General features: G+C 61.6%; 23 protein-coding genes. 12 read left to right on the top strand and 11 right to left on the bottom strand.

Annotated features, from left to right (window positions below):
- Positions 1-96 precede the first annotated feature (96 nt).
- The 7 genes from BQ8794_RS07990 to ruvC all read right to left on the bottom strand — a co-directional run bounded on the left by BQ8794_RS07990 (position 97) and on the right by ruvC (position 4,781).
- Positions 97-1,119, bottom strand: coding sequence for a heme-binding protein (locus BQ8794_RS07990; RefSeq protein WP_077375306.1), 1,023 nt, complete (start codon positions 1,117-1,119; stop codon positions 97-99).
- Positions 1,120-1,411: 292 nt separating this feature from the next.
- Positions 1,412-2,449 carry a Holliday junction branch migration DNA helicase RuvB gene (gene ruvB / locus BQ8794_RS07985; RefSeq protein WP_027152903.1) on the bottom strand — a complete coding sequence of 346 codons (1,038 nt, stop codon included), beginning with the start codon at positions 2,447-2,449 and terminating at the stop codon, positions 1,412-1,414.
- Complete coding sequence (locus BQ8794_RS07980) at positions 2,449-2,724, bottom strand: AbrB/MazE/SpoVT family DNA-binding domain-containing protein (protein ID WP_077375303.1); 276 nt, start codon at positions 2,722-2,724, stop codon at positions 2,449-2,451. Before BQ8794_RS07980 ends, ruvB begins: the two co-directional genes overlap by 1 nt.
- A 41-nt stretch (positions 2,725-2,765) precedes the next feature.
- Positions 2,766-3,386: a Holliday junction branch migration protein RuvA gene (ruvA, locus tag BQ8794_RS07975; protein ID WP_077375300.1), complete on the bottom strand. Its 621-nt coding sequence runs from the start codon at positions 3,384-3,386 to the stop codon at positions 2,766-2,768.
- A 59-nt stretch (positions 3,387-3,445) separates the two neighbouring features.
- Positions 3,446-3,865: a type II toxin-antitoxin system VapC family toxin gene (locus BQ8794_RS07970; RefSeq protein ID WP_077375297.1), complete on the bottom strand. Its 420-nt coding sequence runs from the start codon at positions 3,863-3,865 to the stop codon at positions 3,446-3,448.
- Positions 3,843-4,112, bottom strand: coding sequence for an AbrB/MazE/SpoVT family DNA-binding domain-containing protein (locus BQ8794_RS07965; RefSeq protein WP_077375295.1), 270 nt, complete (start codon positions 4,110-4,112; stop codon positions 3,843-3,845). Before BQ8794_RS07965 ends, BQ8794_RS07970 begins: the two co-directional genes overlap by 23 nt.
- 159 nt (positions 4,113-4,271) lie before the next feature.
- Complete coding sequence (gene ruvC, locus BQ8794_RS07960; protein ID WP_077375292.1) at positions 4,272-4,781, bottom strand: crossover junction endodeoxyribonuclease RuvC; 510 nt, start codon at positions 4,779-4,781, stop codon at positions 4,272-4,274.
- A 672-nt stretch (positions 4,782-5,453) separates the two neighbouring features.
- On the opposite strand from ruvC, the gene BQ8794_RS07950 reads away from it, so the two are divergent.
- A complete protein-coding gene (locus BQ8794_RS07950; RefSeq protein ID WP_077375425.1) occupies positions 5,454-5,741 on the top strand; it encodes a hypothetical protein in 288 nt (95 codons plus the stop codon).
- Positions 5,742-6,287: 546 nt separating this feature from the next.
- Here the strand turns inward: BQ8794_RS07950 and rcdA are convergent.
- Both rcdA and BQ8794_RS07940 read right to left on the bottom strand, forming a co-directional pair.
- Entirely contained in the window at positions 6,288-6,818 is a 531-nt protein-coding gene (rcdA, locus tag BQ8794_RS07945; protein WP_077375285.1) for a protease adaptor protein RcdA, read from the bottom strand.
- 391 nt (positions 6,819-7,209) lie between these two features.
- Positions 7,210-7,614 carry a hypothetical protein gene (locus BQ8794_RS07940; protein ID WP_077375282.1) on the bottom strand — a complete coding sequence of 135 codons (405 nt, stop codon included), beginning with the start codon at positions 7,612-7,614 and terminating at the stop codon, positions 7,210-7,212.
- Between the two features lie 347 nt (positions 7,615-7,961).
- Between BQ8794_RS07940 and BQ8794_RS07935 the strand changes: the two genes are divergently transcribed.
- A complete protein-coding gene (locus BQ8794_RS07935) occupies positions 7,962-8,513 on the top strand; it encodes a DUF2269 family protein (RefSeq protein ID WP_077375279.1) in 552 nt (183 codons plus the stop codon).
- 56 nt (positions 8,514-8,569) lie between these two features.
- Here BQ8794_RS07935 and BQ8794_RS07930 read toward each other — a convergent pair whose 3' ends face one another.
- Positions 8,570-9,340, bottom strand: a complete 771-nt coding sequence (locus tag BQ8794_RS07930) for a sulfite exporter TauE/SafE family protein (protein ID WP_077375276.1) — start codon at positions 9,338-9,340, stop codon at positions 8,570-8,572.
- A gap of 112 nt (positions 9,341-9,452) precedes the next feature.
- Positions 9,453-9,911, bottom strand: a complete 459-nt coding sequence (locus BQ8794_RS07925; protein WP_077375273.1) for an Lrp/AsnC family transcriptional regulator — start codon at positions 9,909-9,911, stop codon at positions 9,453-9,455.
- 134 nt (positions 9,912-10,045) lie between these two features.
- On the opposite strand from BQ8794_RS07925, the gene BQ8794_RS07920 reads away from it, so the two are divergent.
- The 10 genes from BQ8794_RS07920 to BQ8794_RS07875 all read left to right on the top strand — a co-directional run.
- Positions 10,046-10,975 (top strand): DMT family transporter, encoded by a 930-nt coding sequence (locus BQ8794_RS07920; RefSeq protein ID WP_077375271.1) that lies wholly within the window; start codon positions 10,046-10,048, stop codon positions 10,973-10,975.
- Between the two features lie 133 nt (positions 10,976-11,108).
- Positions 11,109-11,756 (top strand): thiamine phosphate synthase, encoded by a 648-nt coding sequence (locus BQ8794_RS07915; RefSeq protein WP_077375423.1) that lies wholly within the window; start codon positions 11,109-11,111, stop codon positions 11,754-11,756.
- 46 nt (positions 11,757-11,802) lie between these two features.
- Positions 11,803-12,789: a tetratricopeptide repeat protein gene (locus tag BQ8794_RS07910; RefSeq protein WP_143744490.1), complete on the top strand. Its 987-nt coding sequence runs from the start codon at positions 11,803-11,805 to the stop codon at positions 12,787-12,789.
- 159 nt (positions 12,790-12,948) lie between these two features.
- Positions 12,949-13,515 carry an elongation factor P gene (efp, locus tag BQ8794_RS07905; protein WP_077375419.1) on the top strand — a complete coding sequence of 189 codons (567 nt, stop codon included), beginning with the start codon at positions 12,949-12,951 and terminating at the stop codon, positions 13,513-13,515.
- A gap of 133 nt (positions 13,516-13,648) precedes the next feature.
- Positions 13,649-14,449: an inositol monophosphatase family protein gene (locus BQ8794_RS07900; protein ID WP_077375267.1), complete on the top strand. Its 801-nt coding sequence runs from the start codon at positions 13,649-13,651 to the stop codon at positions 14,447-14,449.
- A gap of 123 nt (positions 14,450-14,572) precedes the next feature.
- Entirely contained in the window at positions 14,573-15,280 is a 708-nt protein-coding gene (gene trhA, locus BQ8794_RS07895; RefSeq protein WP_077375265.1) for a PAQR family membrane homeostasis protein TrhA, read from the top strand.
- Positions 15,281-15,395: 115 nt separating this feature from the next.
- On the top strand, positions 15,396-16,421 hold the full coding sequence (locus BQ8794_RS07890; RefSeq protein WP_077375263.1) for a MotA/TolQ/ExbB proton channel family protein: 1,026 nt from the start codon (positions 15,396-15,398) through the stop codon (positions 16,419-16,421).
- A 1-nt stretch (position 16,422) separates the two neighbouring features.
- Positions 16,423-17,454: a peptidoglycan -binding protein gene (locus tag BQ8794_RS07885; protein ID WP_077375261.1), complete on the top strand. Its 1,032-nt coding sequence runs from the start codon at positions 16,423-16,425 to the stop codon at positions 17,452-17,454.
- Positions 17,455-17,785: 331 nt separating this feature from the next.
- On the top strand, positions 17,786-18,082 hold the full coding sequence (locus tag BQ8794_RS07880) for a hypothetical protein (protein ID WP_342187767.1): 297 nt from the start codon (positions 17,786-17,788) through the stop codon (positions 18,080-18,082).
- Between the two features lie 465 nt (positions 18,083-18,547).
- Positions 18,548-19,868, top strand: a 1,321-nt coding sequence (locus BQ8794_RS07875) for an adenylate/guanylate cyclase domain-containing protein (RefSeq protein ID WP_143744488.1), incomplete at its 3' end; no start/stop codon positions are given.

The raw sequence follows: 19,868 nt of genomic DNA, 5'->3' as shown, positions 1-19,868 counted from the left end.
AAGCGTTAGAGCCCGCAAATACGCCGGCAAGCTGACCAGGATGAGGAGATTTTGCGCAGCCCCCAAAAACCGCTGCGCACTTTTGGGCGACATGCATCAGGGCGTGGCTGGCGCCGCTGTCTTCATTGCGTCGGCATCCGCGACCTTCTCCATCGTGTTGATGCTGACATGGGGCCATCTTATCAGGCCCGGCAGACCATCGCGACGCGGGAAGAAATCGAGAAGCACGATTTGCAGATATTGCAGAATGAGGCGCGGCGTTCCCGCGGGCGTCAGCTCGTCCAGTTCCATTATCCAGAAAGTCGATATCATTTCGGCCGCGTTGGCCTGCCTTACGATGAAGGGAATATTGACGATCCCAGCAGTCTCGACAGTCGTGCTGACCTGCAGCTTTGTCGTTCTGGTTACGGTTCCCGGAGCACCGCCGACGAGAAGAAGATGTGGCTCCACCGGATCGAAACCTGGAAAGTTGGGATCGGCCACAACACCCTTGAATGGAGAGAGATGAAAATGATTGTACGGCGCCAGATAGGGACTGGTGAGAGTCTGATTGACGCCTATCGGCAACCCATTGATTGCCGGAATTGTCGGTGGCCCGTTGGTGACCTCGCCCGCACCCAATGCAAGCAGTGAGTCGCCGTGCGGAATGGTCCCAAGGCGTCCAATGTTGCTGGTTTTCTCGGCCTCATTGGTCATGAACAACCAAAGGCCCGGCTCGTGGTGAATCGTCGTGTTCGGATCTCCCTGCAGGCCGCTCGCCGGAAAATCGTCGGCAATCAGCTGCTCGATCCGTTGCTCGTAATCCAGTGCGACCACGACCTGGTCGGTGTTGATCGAAGTTCCGTTCCTCTGGATGCCGCGATTCTTGACGCCCTTGTCCACCAAAGTGAATTTGAGCACCTCATCATATTGATTGACCAGGAGCCTGTAGTCGATCCCGCTGCCCGATGAAGCGAATGGCAAAGCGATCGCATTCCAGCCGCGCCCCTTCATGCCCGGGTCATTCTTCCACGTTCCAGGAAGTAACTTTAGTACATCGAGATCGCTATCACCCTGCCTGGCGATATCGATGTAGCGGGGTTCTGTCTTAAGCTCGGTCACTCTGCTTGCTGCAATCATAGCTTCCCCCTGCCATATTGAACAATTGACAATATTCTTCTACGCCGCTGTCAGCGGCGTAGAAAGCCAAGACTTCAATGCATATAGTTATGCGTGAGCGCTTAAGGTCGCAGATTACGCGGTTCATGAGATAACGCTATACTATTTGAAGAAAGTCAAATCGAAATTTGACTTAACTTCCATGGTTAAGAAATGATTAGCATTGATAAGGATTATAATCCTTATCAGTCATCACCCTAGATCCGAAGAAGACACAGATGCATTCGCGACTGAGAGGCGCCTGCAGACTTCGTCATTCTTCCTGGAACAGGCTGATCTGCTGCTGCGCCAGGTCCTTCGGCGCATCGAGGCCGAGATGCCGCCAGGCATTGGCGGTCAGCACGCGGCCGCGCGGCGTGCGCTGAATAAAACCCTGCTGGATCAGATAGGGCTCGATGATGTCCTCGATGGCGTCGCGCGGCTCGGAAAGCCCTGCCGCGATGGTCTCGATGCCGACCGGCCCGCCGCCAAAATTCCGCGCGATCATCGAGAGATAGCGACGGTCGAGCGCGTCGAGGCCGAGCGCATCGACCTCGAGCCGCGTCAGCGCCTCGTCGGCGATCTGGCGGTCGACGTGACCGTCGCCGGCGACGGAGGCAAAATCGCGCACACGGCGCAACAGCCGGCCGGCGATGCGCGGCGTGCCGCGCGCACGCCGAGCGATCTCCAGCGCGCCATCGTCACCGAGCGGCATGGCAAGGATGCGGGCGCCGCGGCGCACGATCTGCTCCAGTTCCTCGACCGAGTAGAAATTGAGGCGGACCGGAATGCCGAAGCGGTCGCGCAGCGGATTGGTCAAAAGGCCGAGCCGGGTGGTCGCGGCGACCAGGGTGAAGCGGGCAAGATCGATCTTGACCGAGCGCGCCGCCGGCCCTTCGCCGATGATCAGGTCGAGCTGGAAATCCTCCATCGCCGGATAGAGTATTTCCTCGACCGCCGGGTTGAGCCGGTGGATCTCGTCGATGAACAGCACGTCGCGGTCTTCGAGATTGGTGAGCAGTGCTGCGAGATCGCCGGCCTTGGCGATGACCGGACCGGAGGTCGAGCGGAAATTAACGCCAAGCTCGCGTGCCATGATCTGTGCCAGCGTCGTCTTGCCGAGGCCGGGAGGGCCGACGAACAGCACATGGTCGAGCGCCTCGCTGCGGCCCTTGGCGGCCTCGATGAACACTTTGAGATTGGCCCGCACCGCCGCCTGGCCGACGAAATCGCCGAGCGTCTGCGGCCGCAAGGTCTGCTCGGCATCTTCGCCGCGCTTGTCGGGAGCAATGAGGCGTGGCGAAAGGCTCATCAGGCGCGCTCACTTCCATCGCGATCGCCGGCGACATGGCGACCGACAGCATCCCCGACCGCGGCGTCGATTTCCTCCAGTGTAGCGGGACCGCCGGGCGGATTGCCGAGAAATCCGGCAAGGTCGGCAAATTCGAGATTGCGCGGCGTTCCGATCAGAAGACCATCCATGACCGTCCACGCAACCGTATCGCCCGCTTTGAGCGACAAGGCGTCCCGGACTTTCTTTGGAATCGTAAGCTGCCCACTGGAGGTCAAGCCCGCATATCTGCCCATGCTCTTGTTCCTAGTCGGAATTTATTTCTCGGGCAATGGTCTCACCGCGCCAGTTCCTTCAGCCCGAAGCGGATCAGCTTCGATGCGTCCGCGTCCTCGCCGGCGCCTTTCAGCGCCGCCGCCACCGCATTGGCGGCGGTATCGCGCGAATAGCCGAGATTGACCAGCGCCGAGACGGCGTCGGTGATCGGCGCCGGCGCGACGCCTTCGCCAAGCTCCTGCTTCAAGCCGATGGTGCCGGAGGCAGCGCCCGCAAAGGCGGGCGCCTTGTTCTTCAGTTCGGTGACGATGCGCTCGGCCACCTTCTTGCCGACGCCGGGCGCGCGGCTGACCATGGCAATGTCACGCAGCGCGATGGCATTGGCGAGATCGGCCGGCGCCAGCGTCGAGAGAATGGCCAGCGCCACCTTGGCGCCGACGCCCTGCACATTGCTCATCAGCAGCCGGAACCATTCGCGCTCCAGAACCGACTGGAAACCGTACAGCCTCAACATGTCCTCGCGGACATAGGTCTCGATGAACAGCACCACCGCCTCGCCGGGGGCCGGCAAAGCGGCCAGCGTGCGCGTCGAGCAGTGGGCGACATAGCCGACGCCGTGCACGTCGATGATGCAGAAATCCTCGTCGATTTCGTCCAGCGTGCCTTTGAGCTTGCCGATCATTTCAGCTTGCCGATCATGCCAAAGCTCTCATGGATACAAGGCTCTCATGGAAACAGGCCTCATGGATAGGTTTCGGGAGACATGATGTCGAGGTCCGGGAAATAGTTGCGATAGCGCGCGGCATCGCGTGTCAGCAAACGATGTTCAGCAACGACGGCGTGGGCTCCAATAAAGAAATCCGGCAGCGTTCGTTCGCGCAGCCCGCCTGCGCGGAGATAGCGGGAATGCGTAACGCCGGCAAGGAATGCCGCTTCCCAGGGCAAAAGTTCGCGTTCCATCTTGAGCGTCTCGACTGCTTTACGAAGTGCGGGCTCGGTGGCTATCAGCGGCGCCAGTTCGGACCAGACGATTGTGTTGATAACGAGTGCGCCATCGCGCCGGCATGCGGTGATCGCCGACGCCGACCACTTCGTATCCCGTCCGGCGGGACCCCAAACATCGATCAGGACATTTGTGTCAACCAATGTCGAGATCTTCACGTGGACCCCTCAGCCACTCCATATATTCGTCCGTCGTCATGCCTCCCAGATCCAACGTACCGGCCATTTGATCGAGCAACTGGCTGAATTTGCGAGAGGCCTCTTCTTCGGAAATGTTTTCGTTGACCGCAACAACGCGGACGCCGTCCTCGGTAGGCAAGAACTCCACCTCCGAGCCTGGGCCGATACCCAGGCGATCCCGTATCTCTTTCGGGATCGTCACCTGTCCTTTGGTTGTTACTCGCATGGTAATACCTCACGGGTATTACTTACTGCCGGCACGAGAACAGGTCAAGAACAAACTTATCGCATCGGCTCGAAAATCGGAATCGATTTTCGGAAAGCACGATGCGTGGATTCAAAGTGCTAGAGCGTACTTTGTGCGTCCAAATGGACGCACGTCGCTCTAGACCAGCGCCGCCAACCTGTAGACAACGCTCTGCCGGTGATGCGCGTGGCAGATGGCGATGGCCAGCGCGTCGGCGGCATCGTCGGTGTCGAACGTCGCCTTCGGCATCAGCACCTTGACCATCATGTGGATCTGTTTCTTGTCGCCATGGCCGACGCCGATCACCGCCTTCTTGACTGCGTTGGGCGCATATTCGGCGACGACCAGGCCGGCCAGCGCCGGCACCAGCATGGCGATGCCGCGGGCCTGGCCAAGCTTCAGCGTCGCGGCCGCATCCTTGTTGACGAAGGTCTGCTCGACCGCCGCCTCGTGCGGCATGGCGGCATGCAGGATCTCGGCGAGCCCGTCATGCAACTGGCAAAGCCGTGTCGCCAGCGCCGCCTTGTCGTCGGAACGCACGGTGCCGGAGGCGACGAAGCGCAGCGAGTTGCCGAGGCTCTCGACGATGCCCCAGCCGGTGCGCCTCAGCCCCGGATCAATGCCGATGATGCGAATCGTTTCCCCCATCCGCCAAGTCTACCCCTGGCGGACAGCGATGCCAGCGAAATGTGAACAAACCAGAAACAGCCCTCGCAGCGTCCCATAGGCTGTTTGAGAATTCGCTCTGACGAGACAGATGGCGTGGTTTTCGAGAACTGAAGCGGAACGGACATTTGGGTCCGTGAGCCCGCGCATGACCCCGAAAATCGGAACCGATTTTCGGAAAAGATCATGCGCAAAAGCAAAGTGCTACAGCGTCCTTTGCGCGTCCAAGAGGACGCGCGGCGCTGTAGGTAAGCGGAGGAAACCGCGGCAGGTGTCCGTCAGAGTAGCATGTATCAGCTGCCGGATTGGTAGCTTTTGACCCCGCTTACCATGTGGCGGCTTTGCAGCTTATCGGACGTTGAGACCAGCGTCGCTGTGCGCTCAGAAACGGACCCTCGCGATCCAGAATCGGCAGCTGGATGGACCAGCAAGCGCGCCGAGCAGCAGACGCGTTCGGCCGAAGAGTCTAGCACCTGGTCGGTGATCGGTCGGGTCCCAAGCCAATTTCCTCCTGCCGCGCTCCGGTCAAATTTGAGCTTTCGCATTCATGCTTTGTCGAGCGTATTTCTTAGAGTCGCTTAAACCTTCTGCGCCGTAAGTTTTAGCCGTGCTGAATCGCCGTCAGCGCCGATGACGACGAAATGGGAGAACACAATGACTCGCAATCACGTTGAACGTCTTGGAGAGTTCAGGGAAATCCTGGTCGCGACTCGACGCGAAGGAGTCCGTAACGTGCACCATACCCGCGACGCAATGCGGGCAAGCGGCTTTCAGATCGGGGACAGCGACGGCTCCAGCTACGGAGCCAAGCTAAAGGAGCTCCAAGAGGAAATCGAGGCAGTCGATCGCGCCATCGAAGACGAGAAGCGGCTGGCCTTGGCCCTTGAGAGTGCGGCTCAATCCCGCCGACCAATAAAGCCGAGAATCGTGAAGGGAACATAGAGTCGGGGACGGCCCTTGGTGCCCGTCGCGTGGATTCGCTGCGACATCGTGTCGGGCTCGTCGCCGCCGCCTGATGCGCATCGTTGAGATATTCCGCCGCGGCCAGCGCCCGACAACCCGCGCACCGCCACAAAAAGATGCCGCATGACGAGATCCCCGTCACATTACCCAAAGCTGAGCCCGATCTGCCCTGCATTCCGGGAAAATGTCGGTTTGCGTCAGGCTTTACCGAACAACGGCAAAATCGCCGAGACACAACGGCAGATGGCCTCAAGACCCAACCTTCATCACATCATCGGTAGCTTTTGGGCCACCCCGATTGCTGCTGTCGTGCCCGCCGCTCACCGCCAGCCCCGCGCTTTCCCCATAGGCTCCACCCAGCACCTCGCGGCTTCCTCCTTGGGAGGTTTTTCAACGCGGGCCGATGTCGATCCAGCCCAACCCTCACGCCGCGGCCCGCATCGAAAAACGTTCACCAAACACGACTTGAGGATTGGCCCGCAAAAGGACGCTCCTGGCGTTTAGCGGAGAATATCGAGCAGCCTGTCAGCCGCGGGCGAACGCCGTGTTGAGCAGCGTGATCTGGTCGGAAACCGGATTGATGCGGCGGCCGGATGACGCGACCTCGGCCACGGCGCCGCCGTAGATTTCCTCGTCCATGCGACGCACCAGCGCCTGCAGGCGCAGCGAGCGGTCGATGAGGTCAAGAAAATCCTTTGGCAGTTCGACCCAGCCTGCGGCATCGTTGTTGGCGGAAGCGGTGTCGAGACGCACCTTGGATTTTTCGGAAGCAACCTGATCGCGAGTCATCTCGCCGGAATTCGCCGCGCGCTGCAGAAGCAGCCAGGAGGCGACCTGCATCAGCCTCGTGGTCAGTCGCATCGACTCGGCCGCATAGAGCGTCGCCGCCAGCCTGGACAGTTTCTTCGCCTCGGCCCGGCCCTTGCCGTCCAGATATTCGGCCGCTTGCTCGACCAGGCCCATGCCTTCCTGGTAGAGCGGCTTGAAGGATTGGGAGAAAACCCGGCGCTCCGCCAGCTTGATGGTTTTCGCGCTTCCCTTCGAAGGATCGTTCATCGATACGCCCTGCACTTGCCTTACAGCCGGCCGAATCGGCGTCATCGCCGTCACGCCTGCACCCTATATGACCGAGGCTTGAAAATGCGCTTCGCCGCCGGTGAAGGCAAGCACATGTTTAACAAACGGTTAACGGCGGCGCAGGCGACCGGCAATCCGGATCGCGAAAAAAAGAGCCGCGGATAAGGCGGCTCTCAGGAGTTTAACAGGGAGGCGTCAAACAAAGTGGCTCCAACCACTCGGTAAGAATCCAGATCACTGGATGCACATAGTAAACGCCCGTAAAGCTTAATGAAGCCTTAACGGCATGGATATTTTTTGAACAAGCGTCGCCCGCCTGTGCCGTAACAGCACAATAACTCCAGGCTTTTTGGGGCCCAGACCTTTGGACTCAGGCCTTTTGCGCCTCGGGAAGCCGCTCGGCTTTCCACACCACCGGCAGTGCGATGTAGGCGAACAGCAGCAATCCCGCGTAAAAACCCATCGAGGACGTTGCCACCAGCGGCTCGATCGCCGGGTTGCCGGCAAGCATGATGTAAAGGCCGATCAACAGGCCGATGCCACTGATTGCCGTCAACCAGAAATGGACCGTGGCGAGCCTCTTTTCCGCGACTGCCGGAAACAGATGGTAGAAGAAGGCGAACACCGCCGACATCAGCCATCCGGCCACCATTATGTGGGCGTGGGTCGGCATCTGGCCATGGTCCTGGCTGATCGCCATCTGAAGGCCGAGCGCCATCCCGAACAGCGCGTAGATGACGGCGAGCGTGAAGAAATTTCGTGCTACCTTTTGCATAGTAATCCCCCGATTTGCCTGTTCCCATCATGGGAATGGGTTGAATTCAGGCGGTCGACCCGCCACCGGTTCCCGGCATCGGCGCAATAGCATCGGCAATGTTTCTGGACGATGCCGCATGGCGCCCGACCCCTCCCCGGCGTTGTCAGAATAGCAGGAAACAGCACGACGCGCTGGCGCAATTGTTGAACGATGCCGTTACGGCCGTGTTTCATAGGACGTCGAAACAAAGCCGTCTCCCACGCGACATCGTTCCGAAACAGGCGACGCGCTAAACGCCCGCTCCTCGCAGCGAGACGGAGCAAATATGCGCCGCTCGCAATCGTCAAACATCCAAGGAGGGAACCATGGATTGGTACTCGATCGTCAAATTTCTGCACGTCGTCTCGGCGATCCTCTGGGTCGGCGGCGGCTTCACGCTGATGGTGCTTGCGGTGCGCGCCGACCGCGCCGGAAACATCGAGGGCATGCTGCAGGCCATGCGCGCCACTGGCGAGCTGGGCAACAGGTTCTTCGCGCCGATGTCGATGCTGACGCTAGCCTTCGGCCTGATCATGTGCTGGTTTTGGGTCGGCTTCTCCGACCTGTGGATCCTGATCGGCCTTGCCGGCTATGCGACGACCTTCTGCATCGGCATGTTCATCTTCAAGCCGACCGCCGACCGCATGGCGGGGATGATCGCCAAGGACGGCGTCACGCCGGCGGCCCTCGCCCAGGGCCAGCGCATCCTCAGCGCTGCACGCATCGACTATTCGGTGATGCTGGTGATCATCGCCGACATGGTGCTGAAGCCGACGCTGAACGATACCACCATCCTCGGCTGCATGGCGCTGGTCGTGACCACCGGAATTGCTCTCGCCCTCGGCGGGACGCGCAAGTTGGTGCCGAGTGCCGCATGAGGTCTGACGTGGAGCTGCTGGCGGCTCGGCCACCGGCAGCTGCCCTGGGCGGCGATCTATAGAAGGCCGGCGATCCCGTCCCACAGAAGCTTGACCGCAACGACCGCCACGGTCGCGTAGGTGAATGGATAAAACAGTTCCGGCCGCATTCGCCGCACCAGCCAGGCGCCGGCGATAGTCGAAAGCGGCGCCAGCGGCACCAAAACCGCCGACGCGGTCAGGTTGGTGGTGTCGAACTGTCCCAGCGCAAAATAGGGAATGAGCTTCAATGCGTTGGTGGCGGCAAAGAAGATTGCGGCGGTGCCCGACAGCACTTTCGGATCGAGCCGGATCGGCAGCGCATAGACCTGAAAGGGCGGGCCACCGACATGGGCGACGAAGCTGGTGAACCCGGCGACCGTCCCCCAGAATGCGGCAGCCGCGCGGTTGGGCTCGGCCGAGTGGCCCGCACCGTGCCGCATCTGTAGAAAGACCCAGCGAAGCACGAAGATCATGGCCACCGCGCCGACGATCAGCCGCACCATTTCCGCTGTCACCACCGCCGCGGTCAGCCAGCCGAGGCCGATGCCGATCACCGCCCCCGGCATCATGCTCGCAAGCATCCTGCGGTCGTAGACACCCCACCATGTCCACACCGAGACGATGTCCATCAGGCACAGTATAGGCAGCAGGATGGCGGCTGCCTGCACCGGCGGCATGGCCAGCGCCATCAGCGGCACGCCGACGAAACCGACCGCACCGCCAAAGCCGCCCTTGGACAGACCGACCAGAATGACGGCTGGAATGGCGGCGGCATAGAACCACGGATCGAGAAGCAGGCCTGACATCGGCGGGGAGCAGTTGGAGGGAAAGCGTGTAGACGCTGGAATAGCCGATAAACCTTCGCGCCGCGACTGCAAATGCGCACACGACGCTGTGCGTCGTTCGTGCTGAGGCCTGTCACGGATTTGAGATGGCGGTTGCGGAGAGCGGCGGTGGGCGCCTGCGGATCGGCTGCGCCTTGATGATGGCTGTGCTCGTTTCGGCCTTGTCGGCGATACGGTCGAGAAGCTTGTCGAGGTCGCCGATCGAGCGCACGAACAGCCGGGCAACAAAGCAGTCGTCGCCCGTCACCTTGTCGCATTCGCCAAACTCCGGAATCTCCTCGATCAGCTTCTGGACAATATGCAACTTGCCCGGCAAGGGCCGGATGCGAACGATCGCCTGCAAGGTGTAGCCGAGCGCTTGTGGATCGATTTCGACAGTGAAGGCCCTGATAACGCCACGATCCTCCAGCCGACGCAGGCGTTCCGCGACACTCGGCGACGACAGTCCTACCTGCTGGGCCAGTTCCTTCAATGAGGTTCGCGAATCCTTGATCAGGATTTCGAGAAGGCGTCGGTCCAGATCGTCCAGCATTTGACATTCCCAATGAAAAGGCCGTCTTCACCTTATTTAATTAGGCAAGACTGGCATATCACCTGGCGCAAATTATGGAAAGCGCGGATGTGGCATGGGATTATCAACCATCAGCGTTTCGAGAGGCAATATTCATGGACAGCACGGCGCGTGGCACGGTCGAAATGACGGCCGCAATGGTGATCCTCGGCACGATCGGATGGTTCGTCGTCATGTCGGGCGAGGCCATCATGGACGTGGTCTTCTGGCGCTGCGCCTTCGGCGCGATAACGCTGCTGATCATCTGCGCTGCCCTGGGGCTGCTGCGCGGCAGGCTGTCGCTTCGTATCATCGTAATCGCCGCTCTCGGCGGCGCGGCCATCGTCATCAACTGGTTGCTGCTGTTCAGCTCGTTCTCCCGCGCCTCGATCTCGATCGCCACGGCTGTTTACAACACGCAGCCCTTCATGCTGGTCGGCTTTGGCTCGCTCTTCTTCTCAGAGCGGCTGACCCTGACAAAGCTGGCCTGGCTTGGCATCGCCTTCGCCGGCTTGCTGCTGATCGTGCAAGGCTCGCCTGATGCGGGCTCCGATGCAGGCCCCAACACTGGTAATGTCGGCACGGATTATTTTATCGGCATCGCGATGGCGCTGGGTGCGGCTTTCTTCTGGGCCGTCGCCGCCATCGTCACCAAGAAGCTCAAAGGCACGCCGCCGCACCTGATCGCCCTGATCCAGGTCTGCGTCGGCGTCGTCATCCTGGCACCCTTCGCCGACCTTTCCCACCTTCCCGCCGACGTGTGGAGCTGGAGCATGCTGGCGACGCTTGGCGTCGTCCATACCGGTCTGATGTACATCCTGATGTACGGCGCCATTCAGAAACTGCCAACCTATCTGCAGGGGTCGCTGTCCTTCATCTACCCTGTGGTCGCGATCCTGGTCGATGTCGTCGCCTTCGGCCACCGGCTGCATCCGGCCCAGATGGTCGGCGGCGCCGCCATCCTGGTCGCCGCCGCCGGCATGAATCTTGGCTGGACGCTGTGGAAATCGAAGACCCCAGCCGAGAGCACCCAGGCAATCAAGTGAGGCAAGAACGGCGCCGTGCGACAATCATGCGCCAATGGTCCTGGCCGCCCGCCTGTTCAAGGCCGGCACTTTGCTCTATGCCGCAATGCAACCATCTTCGCCCGGCATAGGCGAAAACCGGGGTCAAAAACCAATGAACGACGCAACGCCTCCAAATCGCTGCCGCATCGTGCTGATCGCACCGCCCGGCGTGCCGGCCGAGCGCATCAGCGCCGCGTTCGAGGGCGGCGACGTCGCCTCGCTGATCCTGCCCGAGAACGGCATGGACGAAGCCTCCTTCCAGGCCTTCGCCGAACAGATCGTGCCGGCGGCGCACGCGGCAGGCATCGCCGTCATCATTGCCGGCGACACCCGCATCGCCGGCCGCGTCCAGGCCGATGGCATCCATGTCGAGGCCGGCAAGGCCGAACTCGCCGAGACGATCGAGCGTTTTCAGGCAAAAATGATGGTCGGCACCGGCGGCGCCAAGACCCGCGACGATGCGCTGGAACTCGGCGAGCTCAGGCCCGACTACATCTTCTTCGGCCGCTTCGGCTACGACAACAAGCCGGAGCCGCACCCACGCAACCTGTCGCTGGGGCAATGGTGGGCGGATGTGATCCAGATCCCTTGCATCGTCATGGCCGGGTCCGACATCGCTTCGGTAGAAGCGGTGGCTGCCACCGGCGCCGAATTCGTGGCGCTGTCCAGCGCCGTCTTTGCCGGGGGCGTCGACCCAAAGATGGCAGTCGCCAGCGCCAACGCGCTGCTCGACGAAACCGCGCCGCGTTTCGAGGACTGACGTGCCCGCACCGACAATCCTTTTCGGTGCTTTGCTTGCGGCGCTCATGGCGCAGGCCGCCATTGCGGAAACCGTCCCATTGCCGCAACCCACGCCCGACATCGCTGCAAACACGGATAAGCCGATCGCCACGCCGCTGCCGCAGCCCGCCACCACGGCGCCGCTGCCGTCGGCCGACGCCATCAATCCCGACCGCTTCGGTGCCAAGCCGTCGGATTCCGCCTATGGCGCCTTCCAGCGCGGCCTTTACAAGACGGCCTACAACCTCGCTTTGGTTCGCGCCCAGAACGGCGATCCGGCGGCGCAGACATTGATCGCCGAGATATTGTCGCGCGGCCTTGGCGTGCCGGTCGACGCGGCGGAGGCGGCAAAGTGGTACGCGCTTGCCGCCGAGCAGGGCATACCGGAATCGCAATTCCAATATGCGCTGATGCTGCTCGACGGCCGCTACGTCAAGAAGGACGAAAAGGGCGCCTATGCGCTGATGCAGGCCGCCGCCGAGGCCGGCAACCGTCTGGCGCAGTTCAATTTCGCGCAGCTGCTGGTCCAGCAGGACCCCGGCGATGCCGGCATCGCAAAGGCGGTGTCCTATTATCAGCGCGCCGCCGCGACCGGCCTTGCCGACGCGCAATATGCGTTGGCGCAGGTCTATGCCAATGGCGTCGGCGGCAAGCTGCGCGACGATGCCCAGGCGCGCGGCCTCCTGGCGCAGGCAGCAAGGCAGAACTACGATACGGCGCAGATCGATCTCGCTGCCTGGATGATCGAAGGACGCGGTGGCGCCCGCGACCTGAAGTCCGGCTTCGGCTGGATGAAACAGGCCGCCGAGGGCGGCAATGTCGCCGCCCAGAACCGCCTCGCCAAGCTTTACATGGCCGGCATCGGCACCGATCCGGATCCGATCCTTGCCGGCGCCTGGTACGTCGTCGCACGCCGGGCCGGGCTGATCGATCCGCAGATGGACGATTTTCTGCAGGGCCTGACCGACGACCAGACCAAGCAGGCGCTGCAGAAGGCCAACCGCCTGCCGTAAAGCGTCGCGGACAGTGAACATCGGGCAGCGCATGCTGACGAGGGGATGGCTCCGCCGTGACTCCCCTCCTGTCCACTCCCTTGCCTCTCCTGGCGATTTGTGGTCTTGGAGGCGCCAATTCGCTTTCGTCGCGAAAATCTCATTCCGGATCACATCATCATGGCCAAGATCAATGGCAACGAAATCCGTCCCGGCAATGTCATCGAGCATGATGGCGGCCTGTGGGTGGCTGTCAGAACCAACACCGTCAAGCCCGGCAAGGGCGGCGCCTACAACCAGGTCGAGCTGAAGAACCTGATCAACGGCACCAAGCTCAATGAGCGTTTCCGCTCGGCCGAGACAGTCGAGCAGATCCGACTCGATCTAAAAGACTTTTCCTTCCTCTACGAACAGGGCGAAGCGCTGGTGTTCATGGACACCGAAAGCTACGAGCAGCTTGAATTGCAAAAGGATTTCGTCGGCGACCGCTCCGCCTTCCTGCAGGACGGCATGATGGTGACGGTGCAGCTCTATGACGAAAGGCCGATCGGCATTTCGCTGCCCGACCAGGTGACGCTGACGATCACCGAGGCCGACCCGGTGGTGAAGGGCCAGACCGCAGCCTCGTCCTATAAGCCGGCGATGCTGGAAAACGGCATTCGCGTGCTGGTGCCGCCGTTCATCGGCTCGGGCGAGCGTATCATCGTCGACACCAACGAAATCACTTATGTGCGCCGCGCCGACTAAGGCATGATCCCAAAAAGTTGCAGACTTTTTGGATAAGGTCATGCTTCAAGGCATGCATGATCCAAAAAGTTGCAGACTTTTGGGATAAGATCATGCCTCAACGGCAAATGGCGCAGCGGCAGGAAGAAGAGCAATGGCGCGTTCCGCGATCCTCAATGTCATGGTCCAGGCCGCTATGAAGGCCGGCCGCTCGCTGTCGCGGGATTTCGGCGAAGTGCAGAACCTGCAGGTCTCGATGAAGGGACCGGCCGACTATGTCAGCCAGGCCGACCGCAAGGCCGAAGACATCCTTTTCACCGAACTGTCGAAGGCGCGGCCGGGCTACGCCTTCCTGATGGAGGAGCGCGGCCTGATCGAAGGCGACGACGGCCAGCACCGCTGGATCGTCGACCCGCTCGACGGCACCACTAATTTCCTGCACGGCATTCCGCTCTTCGCCATCTCGATCGCGCTGGAGCGCCAGGGCCAGATCGTCGCCGGTGTCGTCTACAATCCGGCGATGGACGAACTCTACACCGCCGAGCGCGGTGGCGGCGCGTTCATGAACGACCGCCGGCTGCGGGTTGCCGGCCGCACCAAGCTGATCGACACGGTGATCGGCTGCGGCGTGCCGCATCTCGGCCGCGGCCAGCATGGCAATTTCCTGATCGAGCTGCGCAACGTGATGGCCGAAGTTTCGGGCGTGCGCCGCCTCGGCTCCGCCTCGCTCGATCTCGCTTACGTCGCTGCCGGCCGCATGGACGGGTTCTGGGAAACCGGCCTGTCGGCCTGGGACGTCGCCGCCGGCATCCTGCTGATCCGCGAGGCGGGCGGCTTCATCTCCGACTTCGCCGGCGGGCAGAACATGCTGGATGGCGGCTCGATCGTCGCCGGCAACGAGACCATCCAGCGTGCGCTGTTGAAGACCGTCAGGAAGCCGGTGACGCCGCGCTAGACCATGATCCCGGAAAAGCATGAACCCGGACTTGGCGCGCTGAACCGCCGCAGTCGCAAAACCGCAACGAAAGCTTGAAATGCTGTCCGGCATCCGCCCAAATAGACGGATGCAGGATCATTCATGACGCATATCGGCCCGAAATCCCAGATCGAGATCCCCCAGATCGAAATCCCCTTCATGGGACGCTGGCACTATTCGCGCGCCGAAATGATCGCCGACGGCATCGTCCATGCGGTGGGCATCGTGCTCGCCATTGCTGCTGGCTCGACGCTGATGGCGCTGGCTGCCTTCCATACCGGTCCGGGCGAATATATCGCCGCCGCTTTCTACGTGATTTCGCTGCTCACCGTGCTGTCGGTGTCGCTGGCCTATAATCTGTGGCCGGTGTCGTCGCCAGCCAAGTGGATATTGCGGCGCTTCGACCATGCCGCGATCTACCTGCTGATCGCCGCGACCTACACGCCATTCCTCGCCCAGCTCGACGGCTCGCCGCTGGCCATCTCGATGATCGTCCTGGTCTGGGCCGCGGCAGCGATCGGCATCGCCATCAAAGTGCTTCTTCCCGGTCGCTTCGACCGGCTGGCGATCGTCTTCTATCTCGCCATCGGCTGGAGCGGCATCGTTCTTGCCGAGCCGCTCGTCCAGACATTGCCGACGACATCGATCGCGCTGATCGTCGCCGGCGGCATCGTCTATTCCTGCGGCGTCATCTTCTTCGCCTGGAAGGGCCTGCGCTTCCACAATGCGCTGTGGCACGGCTTTGTCGTCACCGGCGCCGGCCTGCATCTTGCCGCCATGGTCGATTGCCTGGTCATCAACCGACTCTAACGCAATGGTTCGCTTGGCAATATTGCCAAGCGCCATTCAATTTGGTCACAATTGCGTTTAGAGTCGCCGTCAAACGTGAATTGGCGGCGGCGGCGGCATCGGAAACGGGGCACGGATGGCTTTTCTCAAATCCTTCGGCATGGGCAGACGCTCCGACGTGCTGATGTACGATCCGCACAAATTGTCGAGCCCGCAGGTCTTTCTCCTGACCATGGTCATCTTCCTGATGATCGTCGCCTTCATCGCCGCCATCCTGACCCGTCAGATCTCGAGCGCCTTCGCCGCCAATCCCGGTCTCAACGGCCTGATCGTCGGCGTGCTTGTGGTCGGCATCCTGCTGGCCTTCGTGCAGGTCGGCCGGCTGTTTCGCGAAGTGCGCTGGGTCAACTCCTTTCGGGCCGGCTCCGAAACCACCGAGCCGGTGCTGCTGGCACCGATGAAGGCGATGATCGGCCGCTCGTCGACGATCGCCTTCTCGACCAGCTCGATGCGCACCATGCTCGATTCGATCGCCACCCGCCTCGACGAAAGCCGCGACACCTCGCGCTATCTTGTCGGGCTGCTGGTGTTCCTTGGCCTGCTCGGCACTTTCTGGGGCCTGCTAGGCACGATCGGCTCGATCCGCGAAACCATCGAGTCGCTCGATCCCGGCAGCGGCGATGCCGCCGCCGTGCTCGAATCGCTGAAGCAGGGGCTTTCCGCGCCGCTGGCCGGCATGGGCACCGCCTTCTCGTCCTCGCTGTTCGGCCTGTCCGGTTCCCTGGTGCTTGGCTTCCTCGACCTGCAGGCTGGCCGCGCCCAGACACGCTTCTACACCGAGCTCGAAAACTGGCTGTCCTCGGTCACCGACCTGTCCTCCGACATCGTCGTCGCCGAACCGCCTAGGGTCGAGTCCTCCGACGAGATCCGCGTCCTGTCGGAAAGACTGCGCAGCATGCAGGAGAATGGCGGCGGCGCCAATCCGCGTGTCGCCACGGCGATGGCCAACCTTGCCGACGGCATTTCGGGCCTGGTCAAAAACATGCGCTCCGAGCAGCAGATCATGCGCGACTGGGTCGAGGCCCAGTCGGACGAGCAGAAGGCGATGCGCAACACGCTGGAGAAGATCGCCGACGCCCTGAAGAAGACTGGAGTCCATTAGCATGGCTCTCGCCAGGAGCCGGCGTACCGATCGCCGTATCGACTACTGGCCGGGCTTCGTCGACGCGCTGTCGACGTTGCTGCTGGCGATCATGTTCCTGCTTACCGTCTTCGTGCTGGCGCAGTTCCTGCTCGGCCGCGAAATCTCCGGCAAGGACACGGTGCTCAACCGCCTCAATTCGCAGATCAACGAATTGACCCAGCTTCTGGCGCTGGAGCGCTCGACGACGCAGGACAAGGAAGATTCGCTCGCCAATTTGCAGGCGTCGCTGTCGGCGTCGGAAGCGGAAAAGAGCCGGCTCGAGCAATTGCTGGCGCAAGGCGCCGGCGCCGGCGACGCGGCCAACCAGCGGGCTACGGCGCTTTCGGGCGAACTCGACAACCAGCGCCAGATCAGCCAGCAGGCACTGAGCCAGGTTGAAATCCTCAACCAGCAGATCTCGGCGTTGCGCAGGCAGATCGGAGCGCTCGAAGAAGCGCTCAACGTGTCCGAAACGCGCGATCGCGAGTCCAACACCAAGATCGCCGATCTCGGCCGCCGCCTGAACGTCGCGCTGGCGCAACGCGTGCAGGAACTGAACCGCTACCGGTCCGACTTCTTCGGGCGCTTACGCGAAATCCTCGCCGACCGCGAGAACATCCGCATCGTCGGCGACCGCTTCGTCTTCCAGTCCGAAGTGCTTTTCCCGACAGGCTCAGAAGTGATCAACGACGCCGGCAAGGACGAGATGAAGAAGCTCGCCGACGCTATTATCGACCTGCAGAAGGAGATCCCGCCGGAGATCAACTGGGTGTTGCGCGTCGACGGCCACACCGACGACAAGCCGCTGTCAGGCACCGGTCGCTACCGCGACAATTGGGAATTGTCGACGGCGCGCTCGACCTCGGTGGTGAAGTTCCTGATCGAGAACGGCGTGCCGGCCAACCGCCTGGTTGCTGCCGGCTTCGGCGAATTCCAGCCGCTCGACCCCGCCGACACCGAAGAGGCGCGCAACAAAAACCGCCGTATCGAGCTGAAACTGACCGAGCGCTGATCGTCCGGCTCCAGGGCGGCCGCATTTAGGGCGGCAATGCGGGCCAGCAAGGCCTGAAAAGATTACCTTTTTTTGATTACTCTTTGCCGAGGATCTCGCTATGTCACGGGGCTGAGAACCGCCGGCGGTGGAAAGCGTCCATCGCGACCCGACCGAACCGACGGCCCACGGCCCACGGCCGGAAGGTGGCCCTCCCAATCGCCGCCTCCCCTGTAAAGGGAGACGCAACATGCGCTCTTTCACTCCCAAGACCCTCAGGACTGCAACGCTCGCAACACTTCTCGTCACCGTTGCGTTTGCTGGCGCCTATGCCGGCCCGCGTGAGACAGCTTTGATCAACCAGATAGAGAGCGTGGATACCGGTATCCGAGCCGCCATGCAGGCGAACAGGATCAAGCCGGACGAAGCGCGTGGCTTGCGCACGCAGGTCGCTCAACTTGATCGGGCCGCGCAGAGGGCCGCGCGAGATGGAACGATGCCGGCCACGCAGTATCATAAAATGCTGGCGCAGATCGATCATGGGAGCCAAAGGCTGCGGGATGGCACCGGCAGCGCCTTCCTCATCGGCAGCGGCGGCGATGGCGGGTACTATCCGAACGGCTACGGCCCAAACTATCCAAAAGCCTGAATCGTTCAGTACAGCTCCACGCGTTTTTCGGACGCGCAAAGGACGCTGGAGCAATTTTGAGTTGCGCATTTCCGGCCTTCGGCTTGGGATCATCCGCCAGTTGATCAGAACCCTGGTACCGATGCGAAATACCTGTTCCGACCCTAAGAGGAAGTTCGCTCGCCCTCGTCGCGTTCGCGAAGTTGGACGATAAGCCGTCACCACACCGCTTGGCACGGGTCTGCATAAACTCTGCTTATTGCCGTCCCATTAGACCTACCTCGATCCACGGCCCACGGCGCGCCAGGCACAACCGACGCCCGTTATCCGACATGACCTTGAGATCGTGCAAACGGCTTGAAGTCGGCGTTCGGCCAGAGCCGCGTTTGACCCGACGTGTGCATTCGACCAAGGCTCGGGCTATTTTCTTTGCCTTGACTGCTCTATGTCGTGACGGGCGACAATGGTCGGGCTAAGGTGCTCGGCATGAGCGAGTCCCGAAAGCTGGCTGCGATCCTGGCGGCCGACGTCGTCGGCTACAGCCGACTCGCCGGCGCGGATGAGGATCGCATCCTGGCGCGGCTTCGGGCACTACGCAGCGACCTGATCGATCCCACGATCGCCGTGCATCATGGTCGGGTGGTTAAGCGCACCGGGGACGGAGCCCTCGTCGAGTTCCGCAGCGTGGTCGATGCCGTGCGCTGTGCCATCGAGGTGCAGAACGCAATGATCGAGCGCAATGCCGGCGTGCCTCCCGATCGTCGAATCGAGTTCCGCATCGGCATCCATATCGGCGACGTCGTAGAGGAGAGCGACGGCGACCTGATGGGCGACGGCGTCAACATTGCGGCGCGCCTAGAGGCCATTGCTGCCCCCGGCGCCATCTGCCTTTCGGAGGATGCGTATCGACAGGTCAGGTCGAGGCTCGACGTTTTTGTGAGCGATCTCGGCCAAACCCAACTAAAGAACATCACCGAGCCCATGCGGATCTATTCGCTCGAGGTCGGAGTCAGGACCAAGGCCGGCGTCGTCGCGCCTGTGGCGCCGCCCGCCGCCAGTCCGGCCGCCCCGGTAGAGCTCGCGCAAAAGCCTTCGATTGCCGTTCTGCCATTTACGAACATGAGTGGCGATCCCGAGCAGGAGTATTTTGGCGATGGGGTTACCGAGGACATCATCACCGAACTCTCCCGTTTCCGCTCGCTTTTTGTGATCGCACGGAACTCATCGTTTCAGTTCCGGGACAAGGCAGCCGACATGAAGCGGGTCGCCCGCGAACTCGGCGTTCAATACCTTGTCGAGGGAAGTATTCGACGATCAGGCGAAAAACTGCGAGTTACCGCCCAATTGATCGAGGCCGCAACAGGCACCCACATTTGGGCAGAGCGCTACGATCGCGACGTGCGTGACATTTTTGATCTCCAGGACGAATTGGCTCACGCGGTCGCCGCCACCGTAGGCGGGCGAGTAGATATGGCTGGGCGCGAGCGGTCGGCACGACTTAGCCACGCCGGCCTCAAGGCCTATGATCTTCATTTGCGAGCCAAAGCGAGCTACCTCGAGTTTACCAAAGCTGGCAACGAAAAAGCCCGAATCCTCGCTGAGGAAGCAATAGAACTGGACCCAACGAACGCGGTGATCACGGCCTACTACGCCCACTATTGCTTTCTCGACTACAATTTCGGTTGGGTCTTGGATGCCGATCAGTCTCTAACGTCGGCGCTTGAGTTCGGGAAGCAAGCGGTGACACTTGACGACGCTGAGAGCTCCGCGCGGTGGGTTTTGTCATTAGAGCGGGATGAATTGAGTC

Origin of the sequence: Mesorhizobium prunaredense (assembly GCF_900156895.1) — a bacterium.
Lineage (GTDB): Bacteria > Pseudomonadota > Alphaproteobacteria > Rhizobiales > Rhizobiaceae > Mesorhizobium > Mesorhizobium prunaredense.
This window is presented reverse-complemented; position numbering and strand designations above follow the sequence as displayed.

Bases quoted from the DNA above. Each gene is read 5' to 3' on its own strand.
- BQ8794_RS07980 (WP_077375303.1), bottom strand. From the start codon at position 2,724: ATGGGCAGATATGCGGGCTTGACCTCCAGTGGGCAGCTTACGATTCCA.
- BQ8794_RS07935 (WP_077375279.1), top strand. From the start codon at position 7,962: ATGGATTGGTACTCGATCGTCAAATTTCTGCACGTCGTCTCGGCGATC.
- BQ8794_RS07915 (WP_077375423.1), top strand. From the start codon at position 11,109: ATGAACGACGCAACGCCTCCAAATCGCTGCCGCATCGTGCTGATCGCA.
- BQ8794_RS07950 (WP_077375425.1), top strand. From the start codon at position 5,454: ATGACTCGCAATCACGTTGAACGTCTTGGAGAGTTCAGGGAAATCCTG.
- rcdA (WP_077375285.1), bottom strand. From the start codon at position 6,818: ATGAACGATCCTTCGAAGGGAAGCGCGAAAACCATCAAGCTGGCGGAG.
- ruvB (WP_027152903.1), bottom strand. From the start codon at position 2,449: ATGAGCCTTTCGCCACGCCTCATTGCTCCCGACAAGCGCGGCGAAGAT.
- trhA (WP_077375265.1), top strand. From the start codon at position 14,573: ATGACGCATATCGGCCCGAAATCCCAGATCGAGATCCCCCAGATCGAA.
- ruvC (WP_077375292.1), bottom strand. From the start codon at position 4,781: ATGGGGGAAACGATTCGCATCATCGGCATTGATCCGGGGCTGAGGCGC.
- BQ8794_RS07940 (WP_077375282.1), bottom strand. From the start codon at position 7,614: ATGCAAAAGGTAGCACGAAATTTCTTCACGCTCGCCGTCATCTACGCG.
- BQ8794_RS07890 (WP_077375263.1), top strand. From the start codon at position 15,396: ATGGCTTTTCTCAAATCCTTCGGCATGGGCAGACGCTCCGACGTGCTG.
- efp (WP_077375419.1), top strand. From the start codon at position 12,949: ATGGCCAAGATCAATGGCAACGAAATCCGTCCCGGCAATGTCATCGAG.
- BQ8794_RS07900 (WP_077375267.1), top strand. From the start codon at position 13,649: ATGGCGCGTTCCGCGATCCTCAATGTCATGGTCCAGGCCGCTATGAAG.
- BQ8794_RS07965 (WP_077375295.1), bottom strand. From the start codon at position 4,112: ATGCGAGTAACAACCAAAGGACAGGTGACGATCCCGAAAGAGATACGG.
- ruvA (WP_077375300.1), bottom strand. From the start codon at position 3,386: ATGATCGGCAAGCTCAAAGGCACGCTGGACGAAATCGACGAGGATTTC.
- BQ8794_RS07910 (WP_143744490.1), top strand. From the start codon at position 11,803: ATGGCGCAGGCCGCCATTGCGGAAACCGTCCCATTGCCGCAACCCACG.
- BQ8794_RS07925 (WP_077375273.1), bottom strand. From the start codon at position 9,911: ATGCTGGACGATCTGGACCGACGCCTTCTCGAAATCCTGATCAAGGAT.
- BQ8794_RS07990 (WP_077375306.1), bottom strand. From the start codon at position 1,119: ATGATTGCAGCAAGCAGAGTGACCGAGCTTAAGACAGAACCCCGCTAC.
- BQ8794_RS07885 (WP_077375261.1), top strand. From the start codon at position 16,423: ATGGCTCTCGCCAGGAGCCGGCGTACCGATCGCCGTATCGACTACTGG.
- BQ8794_RS07930 (WP_077375276.1), bottom strand. From the start codon at position 9,340: ATGTCAGGCCTGCTTCTCGATCCGTGGTTCTATGCCGCCGCCATTCCA.
- BQ8794_RS07920 (WP_077375271.1), top strand. From the start codon at position 10,046: ATGGACAGCACGGCGCGTGGCACGGTCGAAATGACGGCCGCAATGGTG.